The 14,801-nt window shown below is 63.0% G+C and carries 15 protein-coding genes; 7 read left to right on the forward strand and 8 right to left on the reverse strand.

Translation table 11 applies throughout. The features are described 5' to 3' along the window. Positions 1–301: 301 nt before the first annotated feature. Both AC1Q6J_RS14375 and AC1Q6J_RS14380 read right to left on the reverse strand, forming a co-directional pair. On the reverse strand, positions 302–553 hold the full coding sequence (locus AC1Q6J_RS14375) for a hypothetical protein (RefSeq protein WP_492279951.1): 252 nt from the start codon (positions 551–553) through the stop codon (positions 302–304). A 135-nt stretch (positions 554–688) separates the two neighbouring features. Beyond that, on the reverse strand, positions 689–1,507 hold the full coding sequence (locus tag AC1Q6J_RS14380; protein ID WP_492279952.1) for a creatininase family protein: 819 nt from the start codon (positions 1,505–1,507) through the stop codon (positions 689–691). A 97-nt stretch (positions 1,508–1,604) separates the two neighbouring features. Between AC1Q6J_RS14380 and AC1Q6J_RS14385 the strand changes: the two genes are divergently transcribed. The 5 genes from AC1Q6J_RS14385 to AC1Q6J_RS14405 are packed head-to-tail and all read left to right on the forward strand — an operon-like array spanning position 1,605 to position 5,973. Beyond that, entirely contained in the window at positions 1,605–2,624 is a 1,020-nt protein-coding gene (locus tag AC1Q6J_RS14385) for an ABC transporter substrate-binding protein (RefSeq protein ID WP_492279953.1), read from the forward strand. Between the two features lie 19 nt (positions 2,625–2,643). Continuing rightward, complete coding sequence (locus tag AC1Q6J_RS14390) at positions 2,644–3,459, forward strand: ABC transporter ATP-binding protein (RefSeq protein ID WP_492279954.1); 816 nt, start codon at positions 2,644–2,646, stop codon at positions 3,457–3,459. Then, complete coding sequence (locus AC1Q6J_RS14395) at positions 3,456–4,256, forward strand: ABC transporter permease (protein WP_492279955.1); 801 nt, start codon at positions 3,456–3,458, stop codon at positions 4,254–4,256. Before AC1Q6J_RS14390 ends, AC1Q6J_RS14395 begins: the two co-directional genes overlap by 4 nt. Continuing rightward, on the forward strand, positions 4,256–5,239 hold the full coding sequence (locus AC1Q6J_RS14400; RefSeq protein ID WP_492279956.1) for a 2-hydroxyacid dehydrogenase: 984 nt from the start codon (positions 4,256–4,258) through the stop codon (positions 5,237–5,239). The genes AC1Q6J_RS14395 and AC1Q6J_RS14400 overlap by 1 nt, the downstream gene beginning before the upstream one ends. Before the next feature lie 2 nt (positions 5,240–5,241). Further along, entirely contained in the window at positions 5,242–5,973 is a 732-nt protein-coding gene (locus AC1Q6J_RS14405) for an AprI/Inh family metalloprotease inhibitor (RefSeq protein ID WP_492279957.1), read from the forward strand. Positions 5,974–6,106: 133 nt separating this feature from the next. Here AC1Q6J_RS14405 and radC read toward each other — a convergent pair whose 3' ends face one another. From radC to AC1Q6J_RS14425, 4 genes are all read right to left on the reverse strand, one after another. Next, positions 6,107–6,829: a RadC family protein gene (gene radC / locus AC1Q6J_RS14410; RefSeq protein ID WP_492279958.1), complete on the reverse strand. Its 723-nt coding sequence runs from the start codon at positions 6,827–6,829 to the stop codon at positions 6,107–6,109. A gap of 134 nt (positions 6,830–6,963) precedes the next feature. After that, positions 6,964–7,788 carry a type I methionyl aminopeptidase gene (gene map, locus AC1Q6J_RS14415; RefSeq protein WP_492279959.1) on the reverse strand — a complete coding sequence of 275 codons (825 nt, stop codon included), beginning with the start codon at positions 7,786–7,788 and terminating at the stop codon, positions 6,964–6,966. A gap of 129 nt (positions 7,789–7,917) precedes the next feature. After that, positions 7,918–8,646 carry a DNA/RNA nuclease SfsA gene (gene sfsA / locus AC1Q6J_RS14420; protein ID WP_492279960.1) on the reverse strand — a complete coding sequence of 243 codons (729 nt, stop codon included), beginning with the start codon at positions 8,644–8,646 and terminating at the stop codon, positions 7,918–7,920. Between the two features lie 6 nt (positions 8,647–8,652). Further along, positions 8,653–9,966 (reverse strand): mechanosensitive ion channel family protein, encoded by a 1,314-nt coding sequence (locus AC1Q6J_RS14425; RefSeq protein ID WP_492279961.1) that lies wholly within the window; start codon positions 9,964–9,966, stop codon positions 8,653–8,655. A 261-nt stretch (positions 9,967–10,227) separates the two neighbouring features. Here AC1Q6J_RS14425 and AC1Q6J_RS14430 point away from each other — a divergent pair, with 261 nt between their 5' ends. Further along, positions 10,228–12,024: a potassium/proton antiporter gene (locus AC1Q6J_RS14430; protein ID WP_492279962.1), complete on the forward strand. Its 1,797-nt coding sequence runs from the start codon at positions 10,228–10,230 to the stop codon at positions 12,022–12,024. A gap of 5 nt (positions 12,025–12,029) precedes the next feature. On the opposite strand, the gene AC1Q6J_RS14435 is transcribed toward AC1Q6J_RS14430, so the two are convergent. Further along, a complete protein-coding gene (locus AC1Q6J_RS14435) occupies positions 12,030–12,815 on the reverse strand; it encodes an ABC transporter ATP-binding protein (RefSeq protein ID WP_492279963.1) in 786 nt (261 codons plus the stop codon). Continuing rightward, entirely contained in the window at positions 12,812–13,834 is a 1,023-nt protein-coding gene (locus AC1Q6J_RS14440) for a FecCD family ABC transporter permease (protein ID WP_492279964.1), read from the reverse strand. Before AC1Q6J_RS14440 ends, AC1Q6J_RS14435 begins: the two co-directional genes overlap by 4 nt. A gap of 72 nt (positions 13,835–13,906) precedes the next feature. Here AC1Q6J_RS14440 and AC1Q6J_RS14445 point away from each other — a divergent pair, with 72 nt between their 5' ends. Further along, positions 13,907–14,779 (forward strand): ABC transporter substrate-binding protein, encoded by an 873-nt coding sequence (locus AC1Q6J_RS14445; RefSeq protein ID WP_492279965.1) that lies wholly within the window; start codon positions 13,907–13,909, stop codon positions 14,777–14,779. The last annotated feature ends 22 nt before the right edge of the window (positions 14,780–14,801 follow it).

A 14,801-nucleotide genomic window follows, 5' to 3' on the forward strand; every position in this document is an offset into this window, starting at 1 on the left:
AAGCAAACATTGTTGGGCAGGGCACCAGAAAAGGCCCTTGCTTCCAAGTATCTACCCGTATCTACGAATGCTTCTCAAGTGCAAATCGGAGATGTGTCGTTGTTGATCCGAAGAACAGCGACAAAGACCCGTCGAGCAAGCCATGACACCGCCAGATGACAATCGCATGACGCGCGTTGAGCTGCGTGACGCTGACAACCGCCAGCAAAACAAAATGACCCGCCCGGGGGGACAACCGGGCGGGTCCTTGGGTCGGCGCGGCGTGGATGAGGCGTCGCGCCGAACTCAACTTTGATTCTGATCAGTAGCAGCTACGAACGCGGCCGATGTAGTTGCCGTAAGCGTCGAACTGGCGAACCCAGCCGCAGCGGCGATAGCCGTAATAGTCGTCGGCGTAAGCGTTGCTGGCAGCGGCGGCGAGGCCGACACCAATGCCGACACCATGGTGATGATGAAACTTGCCGGCGTGCGCTTCCTGGGTGGTGGCGGCGATGCCACCGGTCAGAGCGACAGCAGCGACTGCGAGGGCGGCAATCTTGGTCTTGATCGACATGAAACTCTCCATCCTTGTTTGGGGCGGGCCGTGTGGACCGCATGCCAATTGGTGGTGAGCTGCCGGAGTTCGGTTCGAACGCGAGCGTGAAAAATCGTAAGCTACAAAATATGTAATAATATCAGTATCTTATATCTATTTCGGATACCGGGGCTGGTTCGACAAGCGCGCCAGATCGAATTTCTCGACATCCTCCAGCAGTTCGACGAAGGCGCGCGCGCCGTGTTCGATGAGTGCAGCGCCTTTCTCCGCGGTCGCCATCGCGGCATCGCCGACCGCGCCCAGCGGATTGAGATCCTGCATCGCCCACGCAAACGGCGCAGGGCGTCCCGCGGAGAGCCAGCGGAATTCTTTCGTCATTTGTTTTTCAGCGGACTCGAAATTTGCCAGCCGGTCCTTGCGGACGTGATCGGGATATGCCGCGAGCATGATCGAGGTTTCCACCGCGCCGCCATGAATGCCGAAGCGCAACTCGTCGGCGGGGAATAATCCGTCCGGCGCGCCGAACCGGCTCCAGCTTGTGGTCACCGCCAGCATCTGATGCTTCGCGCGCAGATCCTGCGCGATCAGCGCCATCGCGGCGCTGTTGCCGCCGTGGCTGGTGACGATGATGAGCTTGCGGATGCCTACTTGCGCCACCGCATCGCAAAGCGCCATCCACTTGCTGAGCGCGACATCGGTCGGAAGTGTCTGCGTGCCGGGATAGTCCGTATGCTCGGTTGAAATTCCGACGGGCTCGATGGGCAGAAACGTGACCGGCATCCTGTCGGGCACCATCGCGTACACGCGCCCAAGATAGGCCTGCGCGATCAGGGTATCGGTCTCGAACGGCAGATGCGGCCCGTGCTGCTCGGTTGCCGCGAGCGGCAGCACGGCGATCCAGCGCGCGGCATCGGTCTTGTCAATGCCGGGCAGGTGAATTTCGGCCCAGTCATGCGGAGGATTCGAGGTCATCGTGTGCGGGTTTCTTCGAACAGGCGTTTCTTTGAATCAATTAGCAGAGTAGCTTTGCGATGCCCATCATGGGCAAAACGCTCAACGGAGTCCAATGATGCCACCCAGCCAATTGCTGCGCGCATTTATCGTCGGGATGGCGCTCGCCGCCGGACCCGCACATGCGCAAGTCCCCGGCGGGCTGGACAAGGTGTCGTTCGGCACCAACTGGGTGGCGCAGGCCGAACACGGCGGATTCTATCAGGCGGTGGCGGATGGCACCTACGCGCGTTACGGCCTCGATGTCACGATCGTTCCCGGCGGCCCCAACGTCAATAACCGTATCCAGCTGATCGCCGGCAAGCTCGATTTCTTCATGAGCGCGAACACGCTGCAATCATTCGACGCCGTCGCGAACAACGTGCCAGTTGTCGCCGTTGCCGCGATTTTTCAGAAAGATCCGCAGGTTTTCCTGGCCCATCCTCAATCGAAGGTTACCAAACTTGAGGACCTCAAGCCGCTGACGCTGTTCGTCTCCAAGGAGGGAATGCCGACCTATTTTCAGTGGCTGAAATCCGAATACGGATTTAGCGAGGAGAACGTGAAGCCCTACACCTTCAATGCGCAGCCATTTCTCGCCGACAAGAACAGTGCGATGCAGGGCTATGTGACGTCCGAACCGTTCGCCGTCGAAAAGCAGGCGAAGTTCAAACCGACAGTGATCCTGCTGGCCGACTACGGCTTCAATGCCTATTCGACGCTGATCGAGACGCGAGCCGCCTTCGCGGAGAAGAAGGCCGATCTGGTGCAGCGTTTTGTCGATGCGTCGGTGACCGGCTGGTACACCTATCTCTATGGCGATAACCGCCTTGGCAACGCGCTTATCAAGAAAGCCAATCCGGAAATGACCGACGACCTGCTCGCGTACTCCGTCGCGAAGATGAAGCAGTACGGCATCGTCGATTCGGGCGATACATTGAAAGACGGCATTGGCGCGATGAGCGATGCGCATATGGCCGAGTTTTTCGGCAAGATGGTTCGTGCGGGGGTGACGCGGCGCGACATCGACTATCGCAAGGCCTACACCTTGCGCTTCGTCAACAAGGCCGTGGGTCTCAACCTGCGGCCGAAGAACTGACGGCGGCGGATTCACCGGAATGTCCATTCTAGAGGCTGACGATACGCAGGGCAGGCCGCCGGGTGGCGCGGCAGTGTCGTTGCGCGGCGTCACCAAGGTTTACGACAACGGCGTTGCCGCGCTGGGTCCGCTCGATCTCACCGTTCGCGCGGGAGAGTTCGTGTCGTTGCTCGGGCCGTCCGGCTGCGGCAAGTCCACGGCGTTGCGCATCATGGCCGGCTTGAATGAGCCGACGTCCGGCACGGTGCAGGTTGCCGGGCGTCATGCGCCGGATCGTTCGCGTCACACGCTCGGTTTTGTCTTTCAGGAGCCGACCTTGATGCCGTGGGCGACGGTGCGCGGCAACGTCCAGCTTCCGCTCGATCTGGCGCATCTGTCCCGCGCCGATGCCGCCGCGCGCGTCAATCAGGCGCTGGCGCAAGTCGGACTCGCGGAATTCGCGGAGGTCTATCCGCGCGAACTGTCCGGCGGCATGAAGATGCGGGTCTCGCTGGCGCGCGCGCTGGTGACCGATCCGGATATTCTTTTGATGGATGAGCCGTTCGCGGCGCTCGATGAAATCACGCGCTTCAGACTGAACAATGACCTGCTCGCGCTCTGGCGCGCGCTCCGCAAGACAGTCGTGTTCGTGACCCACTCGGTCTTCGAGTCGGTGTATCTGTCGCAGCGCGTGCTGATCGTGACGTCGCGGCCCGGGCGCATCGCGCGCGAGTTTCGCATCGAGGCGGCTGAGCCGCGCGGCGAGGAATTCCGCACATCCGCGGAGTACGCGGCGTACTGCCGCGGCGTATCCGCGGCGCTGGCCGAGGCAGACCGTGCGGGAGCCGCTCCATGACGGCGCGCGGGTCATCGCCATCGCAGGTGCTGAAAATCCTTCTGCCGCTGATCGCTCTCGCAGTTGGTGTGGCGATCTGGGAGGCGGTGGTTCGCGTCAGCAACCTTCCGGTTTACATGCTGCCCGCGCCGAGCGTCGTTTTCTCGACCCTCATGCAGGACTGGCCGATCCTGTTCGGATCGTTGCTGACGACACTCTCGACCACGGTTCAGGGCTTTGTCGCGGCGGCGGTCGGCGGCATCGGGCTTGCCGTATTGTTCAGCCGTTCGAAATGGCTGGAATATGCGCTGCTGCCTTATGCGGTCATCCTTCAGGTGACGCCGGTCATCGCGATCGCGCCGCTGCTGCTGATTTATCTGCCGCAGCATGTGGCGGTCGTCGTCTGCGCCTGGATCGTGGCGTTCTTCCCGGTGCTGTCGAATACCACGCTTGGGCTCAGTTCCGTCGACCGCAATCTGCTCGGCCTGTTCGAACTGTACGGCGCCTCACGCGCGCAGACGTTGCGTTATCTGAAGCTGCCTTCGGCGCTGCCGCATATTCTCGGCGGCCTGCGGATCGCTGGAGGACTATCGCTGATCGGCGCTGTGGTCGCCGAAATCGCCGCAGGCTCGGCCGGGGCCGGGTCCGGGCTGGCCTACCGGATCGCCGAGGCCGGCTACCGGCTCAACATTCCTCGGATGTTCGCGGCGCTGCTGCTGCTCTCGATTGCCGGAATTGTCATCTATTTGGGCCTCTCGCTGGCCTCGTATCTTGTGCTACGACGCTGGCACGAAAGTGCGCTTGGAAAGGAAAACTAATGGCTGCGAATGGTTCTCAGGAAAAGGTCGATGTGCTGGTGTACGGTCCGTCAAAGCCGGTGATCGATAACGGTTTTCCCGCGAACTTCATCCTCCACAAATTCGAGCACCATCGCGACCTCGGCCGGCTGGCGCCGGAAATCGCCGGCCGGATTCGCGGCATTGCAGTCACCGGCCTGGTATCGACCGATGGCGCGACACTGTCGCGCTTTCCGAAGGTCGAGATCGTGTCCAGCTTCGGGGTCGGTTACGACCATGTCGATTCGAAGTACGCCGCCGAGCACAACATCATTGTCACCAACACGCCCGACGTGCTGACTGAGGAAGTCGCGGATACCGCGCTTGGTCTGCTGATCGCGACGGTGCGTGAATTCATCAAGGCGGATCGCTATCTGCGCGCGGGACACTGGACCACGCAGAACTTCCCGCTGAGCCCCGGTTCGTTGCGCGATCGCAAGGTCGGCATGGTCGGAATGGGCCGCATCGGTCAGGCCATCGCGCGTCGTCTCGATGCGTCGCTGGTGCCGGTGGTCTATCATTCGCGCAACCCGGCGAAGGGTGTGACCCACAAGCATTATCCGAACCTGATCGAGATGGCGAAGGATGTCGACACCATCATCGTCATTACGCCCGGCGGAGCATCGACCGCGAAGCTGATCAACGCCGATGTTCTCAAGGCGCTCGGGCCGCGCGGCGTTCTGATCAATGTCGCCCGCGGATCGGTGGTGGATGAAGACGCGCTAATCGCCGCGCTCAAGGACGGCACCATCATGGCGGCGGGCCTCGACGTGTTCGCGAACGAGCCGCAGGTGCCGGATGTGCTGAAGACAATGCAGAATGTGGTGCTGCTGCCGCATATCGCATCGGCTTCGGTGACCACGCGCAACGCGATGGATCAGCTCGTGGTCGACAATCTCAAGCTGTGGTTCTCCGGCAAGCCGCCGTTGACCCCGATCGCCGAAACGCCGGTGAAAGGCCGCTGATCGTGTCAGGCGCCGCGCTGTCCGGTTTCATGAGACATCTGCTGACCGCGCAGGCTTGCCTGCTCGCATTGGCGGCGGTTCTCATGATTGCACCGGATGCCGCGGCGCAGGACGTGCGTTCTCTCACCAAGGAGATGGTCGGAGAATGGGAACTGTCGACGGCGGGCCGCGACAAGACCTGCATTGTGACGTTGAAGAGCGATTCCTCGCCGCAGGGCCTGAAGCTGGAACTCGACAAGGGATGCGGCGCTGCGTTGCCTTTCACCAAGGGCATCGTGGCATGGAGCGTGAAAGGGCTCGACATTGTGCGGCTGCAAGATGCGGCGGGACAATCGGTCATCGATGTGACCGAAGTCGAGAGCGGGATCTTTGAAGGCCTGCGGCAAGGGGAGGGTGTGTATCTCTTGCAAAATCTCGCGGCCGCGCGCGCCCTGTCAAAATCCGCCGATCAACTGATCGGCGACTGGGCGATGGTGCGCGGCAGCGGCAAGTCGATCTGCGGGCTGACGCTGACCAATACCGAAGCGACGACACCGGAGAATTTCGCGGTGTATCTGAAGCCGCGCTGCGACCCGCTGGTGGCGGCTTTCGCACCGACCATATGGCGCATCGAGCGCGGCGAATTGCTGCTGCAATCGGCAAAGGGCGAGATCTGGCGCTTCGAGGCCGACGACAATGCGCAGTGGCGGCGCATTCCCGACAGCGCCGATCCGCTGCTGCTGACGCGGCAGTAGCTGCCGCGCCAAATATCCGGATTTCCCGTTCGTCACTGCCGTGCTTGACCCGGCGATTCATCTTTCTGAAGGACACTTAGATGGATGCGCGGGTCAAGCCCGTGCATGACGGTGAGCATGTCGCCGCTTTCGGCTAAATCAGCCGCATCCCCTTCAGGCTGGCGTGACCGTTCTTGCCGACGATGATGTGATCATGCACCGAGATTCCGAGCGGGCTCGAGATCGACATGATCGACTTCGTCATCTGGATATCGGCCGTCGACGGCGTTGGATCGCCGGAGGGATGATTGTGGACCAGAATGATCGCGGTGGCGGACAGTTCCAGCGCGCGCTTGACCACTTCGCGCGGATAGACCGGCGTGTGGTCGACAGTGCCGACCTGCTGCAACTCATCCGCGATCAGCTGATTGCGTTTGTCGAGAAACAGGATCCGGAACTGCTCCTTGTCGGCAAACGCCATGGCCGCGCGGCAGTATTCGATTACACTGGACCATGATGACAGCACGGTCTTCTCCTTGCTGATCTGGCCCTTCGCGACCCGGCTTGCGGTCGCGGCGATCAGCTTGATCTCGGTAATCGCCGAATCCCCGAGGCCGCTGACTTCTTTCAGGCGCAACTCCGGCGCGTGAACCACCTCGGCGAACGATCCGAATTTCGCGATCAGCGTCTTGGCCAGCGGTTTGACATCACGCCGCGGCAGCGCACGAAACAGCACCATCTCGAGCAGTTCGTAATCGCTCAGCGCATCGGCGCCCGCTTCGCGAAAGCGGTCGCGCAGCCGCTCGCGATGGCCATGATAGTGCGGCGCTTCGGAGAAGCCGGACGGCGCAGGCGGATCGTCGGGTTTCGCGGGCATGACGGAATGCGTACTCAAGTATGCTGCGAGCATCGCCGCGCCCGGCTGTATTTGCAACCGGCTTTATGCTGGTCTCAAGAGAAGAGCGCTCGCCAAATATCGGAGAGAGATATTCTGGCGATCAGCCCAGGACGTCATGTCTTGTAGGGCGGCTTGTCCAGCTTGCCGGGCGAGAGCGTGAAGATTTCCACGCCGTCCTGCGTCACGCCGACCGAATGCTCGAACTGCGCCGACAGCGAGCGGTCGCGGGTCACGGCGGTCCAGCCGTCGGACAGCACCTTCACATGCGGCTTGCCGAGATTGATCATCGGTTCGATGGTGAAGAACATGCCGGGCTTCAGCAGAACGCCCTCACCGGGGCGGCCGACGTGAATGATGTTCGGCTCGTCGTGAAACATCCGGCCCAGACCGTGGCCGCAGAAATCGCGCACCACGCTCATCTGCTGCGGCTCGACGAAGCTCTGGATCGCGTGGCCGATGTCGCCGGTGGTGGCGCCGGGCTTCACGGCGGCAATGCCGCGCATCATCGCCTCATAGGTCACGTCGATCAGCCGCTCGGCGCGGCGCGAAATCTCACCGACGGCATACATGCGGCTGGAATCGCCATACCATCCGTCGACGATCATCGTCACGTCCACGTTGACGATATCGCCTTCCTTGAGCGGCCGGTCGCCGGGCATGCCGTGGCAGACGACATGGTTGATCGAGGTGCAGGTCGAATAGCGGTAGCCGCGATACATCAGCGTCGCTGGATAGGCCTTGTGGTCGAAAGCGAACTTGCGGACGAAATCGTCGATCTGCGAGGTGAAAATACCCGGCCTGACGATGGCGACCAGTTCGTCGAGACATCGCGCGACCAGTGCGCCCGCCTTGCGCATGCCGGCAAACGCCTGGGGACCGTGCAGTTTGATCTGCCCGGTTTTTCGCAGTGAGGTTTCGGTGGCTTCGACGTAGTTCATGGGCGAATCTGGCTTGAAATCGAGGAAAGTTGAGGGTGCATCAGCCCAATTTAATGGATGCAGCCCCCAGTGCAAGCCGCAGCATCCGCCGGGCTGCCCGGCCTCGTTTTCAGGGCATTTATGCCTGTTTCAGGGCTCAATGGGAACGGGGTGCCCAAGCCTGATGTCGTGGCGGGTGAGATTGCACGTCCATGCCAGAGCCTCGACACCAGCCATGCGGGTCCTGTCGAAGGCGCGCGCATAGGCCGGATCGATGTCGCGAGCCAGCGCGAACGAGCGGGCCGAGCCGATCTGGATCACGAACAGCATCATGGCGCGGGCGCCAGAGGCCACCATCTCCGCGAGTTCATCGAGATGTTTCGCGCCGCGCGCGGTGACCGAATCCGGGAACTCGGCCATACCTTCGCGCCGCATCAGATGCACGTTCTTGACCTCGACATAGCAGGGCGGACGCGCGGGATCTTCCAGCAGGAAATCGACGCGTGAGCCCTTGCCGTTGATGGTGCGGCCGTATCTCACCTCGCGGCGGATGGTCGCGTAACCTGTCAACTCGGGAATCGCACCGGCTGCGAGCGCTTCGGCCACGATCGGATTGGGATGCATGGTGTTGACGCCGGTCAGCTCAAGGCCGCCGCCAAAGTCGGCCTCGATCAGTTCCCACGAGTAAGGCAGCTTGCGCGCAAGGCTCGGCGATTTCGACAGCCACACCCGCGCGCCTTCGGTCTGCAGCCCGGTCATGGCACCGGGATTGGCGACATGCGCGGTGATCAGCGTGCCGTCGGCCAGTTCGACGTCGGCGAGAAAACGCTTGTAGCGGCGGATCAGGGTCGCCGGCACCAGTTCGCTGGCAAAGCGCATGCGATATCAGCTTTGCACGTCGATGACGGTCTCGACCGGCAACGCACCGCCGCGGACGCGGATTTCACGCACCGGATACGGCACGCGGATGTTCTCGTTCTTGAAAGCGTTCCACAGCTTCAGCATCACGTCGCTGCGGACATTATCGGCGCCGACATCGAGATCGGCCACCCAGAACGTCAGCGAGAATTTCATGCCGGTTTCGGCGAATTCCGTGAGCAGGCAATTCGGCGCCTTGAAGGCCGCAACATTCGCGGTTTCGGCTGCGATACCGATGGCGAGCTTGCAGACGAGGTTTGGATCGGCGTCGTAATTGGTCGCGAAGTTGACCTTCACCAGCATGTTCTTGTTGGTGTAGGTCCAGTTGACCACGCGCTGGGTCACCAGATCTTCATTCGGGATCAGGATTTCGCGGCCGTCACCCGCCGCGACGGAAATATAGCGCGTATTCATCGCGCTGATTTTTCCCGAACTGTCGCCGATGGTGATGAGGTCGCCAGGCTTCACCGACTTGTCCGCCAGCAGGATCACGCCGCTGATGAAATTGGCGACGATCTTCTGCAAGCCGAAGCCGAGGCCGACGCCGATCGCGCCGGAAAACAGCGCAAAGGCGGACAGATCGATGCCCGCGGCGCTCATGACGACCGCAAATGCCGCCACCATCAGCAGCAGGCGGACCATCTTGACCAGCAGAACCTGAACCGACGGCGTCAGGTCGCGCGAGCGCGTGATCCGCGATTCGAGGAAATTGCCAAGGATGCCGACCAGCCACAGCGCGATGCCGAGTGACACCGCGACCTTCAGGACCAGCAAAGGCGTCACGCGCAGCGCGCCGAGCGGGATCGAGACCGAGTCCAGCGCCGCCGCCACATCATCCAGTTTGCCGATGATGCTCAGCGCCGCCACGATCCAGGCCGCCACCGAGACCGCGCGGACCACGAATTCATTCCGGATCAATCCCGTCGCCAGCCGGATGATGACCCAGGCTGTCGCAAGGCTGGCCGCGGTGGAGAGCAGGTAGCCGTGCCGCAGGACCTCGGTTTTCACGATGACGGCGCGGGCGATGGTAATCAGCAGCGCGAAGATGATCGTCCCCGCCCGGCTCATCAGAACCCGGATCAGCGCGCGCAGCGGCGCCGGCAGGCCCATGGCCAGCGATGTCGGATTGACCCGCGCGCGCAGGAAACTCGCCGAGGCCAGCGCCAGGCCCGCTGCGACCAGGATGATGCCTGCCTGCATGTAGAACCAGGGCGATACGAGATAGGCCTCAGCGGACTTGATGCTGGCCTGCAACGCCTGCTGGATGTCATCCCATTCCATGGGCAACTCACCTCAAAAGGAGACAGGCCGGCTCGCCTGCCTCAGCTTCGATTCTGGATTCGATTCGATCACTTCGCCAGATTTCCACATTCCGCCGCCAAGGGCGTGCGAGAATCCCGCGCGCGGCCGACTTAACACCAGTAAATCCGGCACAATCGTGATGGCGATGACAAATCGGTTGGCGGCGGGCGGCTGCGACTATATTCATGCATTTGCAGGCATTTCAGGGCGTATACCGATGCACGGAGACATACACAGCTAATGGCATCCCTCGACTCCGTCAGCATTGCCATTCTGCTTGGCTCGGTTCTCGTGATGGCGGGCATCCTCTCGAGCCTGCTCGCGCTGCGCTTCGGCGCTCCGCTGCTGCTGGTCTTTCTTTTCGTCGGTATCCTCGCAGGTGACAGCGGACCCGGCGGTATTCGCTTCGACGACGTGCAGTCGACCTATCTGGTCGGGTCGGTGGCGCTGGCCCTGATTCTGTTCGACGGCGGGTTGAAGACCCGCTTTCAGAGCATCCGCGCGGTGCTGGCGCCATCAGCCGCTCTGGCGACCGTCGGTGTGTTGCTGACGGCGTTGATCACGGCGCCGGTCGCCAAATACGCGCTTGATATCGGCTGGGCCGAGGCCCTGCTGGCCGGCGCGGTGGTGGCCTCCACCGACGCGGCAGCGGTCTTCCTGCTGGTGCATAGCCAGGGTCTTCGTCTGCGTCCGCGCGTAGGCGCAACCCTCGAGGTTGAATCCGGCACCAACGATCCGTTCGCGATCTTCCTGACCCTGATGCTGGTGGAGTTTCTGTCCATCGGACAAAGCTCCTCGGCCCATGTCGCGCTTCAGTTCGTGCGCGAGAGCGCGCTGGGCATGCTTTTCGGAGCTGTCGGCGGCTTGCTTGTGGTCCTGGCGCTGAATCGCATTTCCTTGCCGCAGGGCCTGCACGCACCCTTCGTGACGACGGCCGCGCTGGTCATTTTCGGAGTGGCTCAGATCTCGCACGCGTCGGGATTCCTCGCGGTCTATCTCGCGGGCATGATCATCGGGAATCGTCCGACCCGCGCGCACAATTCCGTGGTCGCCTTTCTCGACGCCGCGACATGGCTGGCGCAGATCGTCATGTTCGTGCTGCTCGGTCTGCTGGTTTCGCCCGCGCGAACCCTGGCGACCGTGCTGCCGGCCGTCGCGGTGGCGCTGGTGCTGATGCTGGTGGCGCGGCCGGTCGCGGTGTTTCTCTGTCTGGCTCCGTTCCGGTTCAACTGGCGGGAAAGAACCTTCATCGCCTGGGTCGGCCTGCGCGGCGCGGTCGCGATCTTCCTGGCCTCGATACCGATGCTGGTCGGGTTGCCCAACGCACAGGTCTATTTCGACGTCGCCTTCGTGGTTGTCATCATCTCGCTGCTGTTGCAGGGCTGGACCCTCGCCGCGGCGGCGCGGCGCCTGCATGTGGCGTTGCCACGGGCCGATCGCGGACCTCGCCGTGTCGAACTCGATCTGCCGGGACAGCTCGAACAGCAGCTCGTCGGCTATCCGGTCCGCGCCAACAGCCTGTTCCTGAAGCGCGGGCTGATCCCGTCATGGTCGAAGCCGACACTGGTGATTCGCGACGAGAAAATTCTGTCTCCGGTCGAGGCCGAACCGGTGGTCAAGGGCGACTATCTTTATCTGCTGGCGCCGCCGGAGAAAGCCGAGGCGCTGGATCGCTTCTTCATCGACATGCCGGTGGTGCCGGCGCCGGACCCGCACCTGCTCGGCGATTTCATGATGCCCGGCGACGTGACCCTCAAGGACGTTGCGGATACTTACGGCGTTAACGTCGCCCCCGGCGACGCGCATCTGACGCTGGCGGATTATTTCGACATTCATCTCGATCACGCGCCCCGCGTCGGCGCGACCTTGCCGCTCGATTCCATCGTGCTGGTGGCGCGAAGCATCGGCGGCAACCGGGTGAACGTGGTCGGTTTGCGGCTGCCGGAGGATGAGGAGCCACCTGCGCCCGAGCTGACCCGCGCCGCCGCCGCAAGACGCAAGCTGTCGCAGATCGGAACCCGGCTGCTCGGGAGCTGAACCGGTTACAGCGCGCGGGACGGCAGCAACAGCGGTCCATCCGGCGTTTCGACGCGGTTCACCGAGATACCGAATATCTCGGCGATGCGATCGGGCGTCAGCGCAAGCTGCGGAGTGTCGTTGGCGACGATGCGGCCCTCGTTCATGATGACAACGCGATCCGCGAACCGCATCGCCAAGGCGAGATCGTGAATGATCGCCAGTACAGCGGTGCCGCCATGGGCGATGCGCTGAAGCAGATCCATGACGATCAACTGATGACGCTCATCCAGCGAGGTCGTGGGCTCGTCCGCGATCAGCACCGACGCTTCGGTGGCGAGGGCTCGTGCGATGGCGACCCGCGCACGTTCGCCGCCTGAAAGCGTTGTGATCAGCCGCGATGAGAATTCGCCGACGGCGGTTGCTTCGATGGCGCGTTCGATCGCGATCCGGTCTTTCATCGACGTCTGCGAGAACGGATCGGCATGCGGCTCGCGTCCCAGCGCGACGATGCTGTCGACCCGCATCGGCCAGTGGAATTCATGACCCTGCGGCAGATAGGAAATGGCCCGCGCGCGTGCGCGGGGCTGCATGTTGCGCAGGCTGACACCATCGAATGCGACCGCGCCGTCTGCCGTCATCACGCCGGCCATGGCGCGCGCCAGTGTCGTCTTGCCCGCACCGTTGGGACCGGCGAGGATCGTCAATTCGCCCGCGTTCAGTGCGAGACTTGTGCTGTCCACGATCCGGCGCGAACCACGGGTGACCGTGACGTTGGTGGCGACCAGGCGCGGGGCGTTGTCCGGCTTCATTGGGTGCTGTCCTCCAATGCGCGGCGTTCATGGAAGATCATCGCCAGGAAGAACGGCACACCGATCAGCGCGGTCACCACGCCGATCTTGATCTCGATCACGGCGGGAATCAGCCGCACCGCGATATCCGCCGCCATCAGCAGCGCCGCGCCCGCGAGCGACGCGGGCAACAGCACGCGCGCAGGATCTGACCCATAGAACCGCCGTACCAGATGCGGCGCGACCAGCCCGACGAACGAGATGGCGCCCGCGACCGAAACCGCTGCGCCGACCCCGAGCGCAACGCCGATCACCACCAGCACCCGCGTGCGCTCGACATTGACACCGAGCGAGGCGGCGGCGTCCTCGCCCAAGGTCAGCGCGCGGAAGGCGCTCGCATTGACCGCCAGTATGATCCAGCTCACGATCATAAACGGTGCGGCGAGCCAGACATGCTCCATGCTGCGATCCCGCAGCGAGCCGAGCAGCCAGAACGCGATCTCCAGCGCGATGTACGGATTGGGCGCGAGGTTGAGGATAAGCGCGATGGCCGCGCCCGCGAGACTGGCGAGTGCGAGGCCCGCCAAAAGAGTTACCGTCAGCGAGGCGCGGCGTCCGGCAATGGCGACCAGCGCACCGACCGAAAGAAGTGCGCCCGCGATGCCGCCGAGCGGCACCGCCAGTGACAGCGCGTTGGCCAGACCGAACGCCATGATCGCCGCCGCCGCCGCCGCCGCCGCCTGTGGCGCGCCGAACAGCGACGGTTCGGCGAGCGGATTGCGCAGCAGGCCCTGCAACGATGCGCCGGCCAGCCCGAATGTGGCGCCGATCAGCATGGCGAGAAGAGTTCTCGGCAAACGGATATCGCGGACGATAATCGACGCCACACCCTGATCGGAAAACAACGCTGCGATCACCGTGCGCGGCGAAAACTGCGCAGGGCCGGTCATCAGCGACAGCACGAACAACACTGCGACCACAATGGCGAGCATCGCGGTCAGCAGGGAGCCCTGAATGTCGCCTTGGGGATCGCTCTTCATCGTGTTCCGGCATATCTCAGCAGCAGGAAGGGCCGCTGACGCAATACAATTGGCGTGGCATAACAGGCTGTCATGATCAAGAAAACCATCTTCGCGGGCGCGCTTGTTTCGGCTCTGTTCGCGGCGTTTTGCGGCTCCGCGCGGGACGCTTGGGCGGACGGGCCGCCCCGGCGCATCGTGTCCTTCAATCTTTGCGCCGATCAGTTGCTGCTCGCGCTGGCCGACCCGGCCCAGATCGCCGGCTTGTCGCCCTATGCGGTCAATCCGCTTCTGTCCGTCATGACGGACAAGGCCGCGGCGTTTCCCCGCCTGGATTGGGACGCGGAGTCGGTCGTGAATCTCGCGCCGGATCTGGTGCTCGGCGGGCCGAGCCATCGCCCGATCCATGCCATGCTGAGCGCGATGGGCATTCGCGTCGTGGACGTCGAACTCATCCGCAATCTCGCCGATGCGCGCCGTCAGGCCATCGAGGTGGGAAAGCTTGTCGGCCATCCCGAACGCGGCGAAGCCCTGGCGCGCCAGATCGAACAAGCCGAGGCGCGGCTGTCGGCCGTCGCCTTGAAGCCGCCGCTGACAGCGCTCGTCATTCAGCGCGAAGGCTACCGGGAAGGCCCGGCCAGTCTTGCTTCCGGCATGCTGTCCACCGCCGGATTGCGTCCGCCGCAACGTGCATCGGGCGGAGCCAGCGGTTTCATGTCGGCGGAGCAGGGCGGCTTCGTCTCGCTTGAGCATTTGCTGACCGACGGGCCCGACGTGCTGGTGTTGCAGGACCCGCCGCGTGAAGCGCAGGATCAGGGCGCGCTGTTCATCACGCATCCGGCGCTGCTGGCGCGTTATGGCGCGAACAGGCGGATCGACCTTCCCGAACGGTATACACTTTGCGGTGGCCCGCCATTGTTGCAGGGACTCGACTATCTCACGACGGCGATCAAGACGTTGAAGTAGAGCATGATCCGGAAAAGTGGGC

The sequence above is a fragment of the Afipia sp. MLSD5-FHT05B12 genome (genome assembly GCF_058793355.1).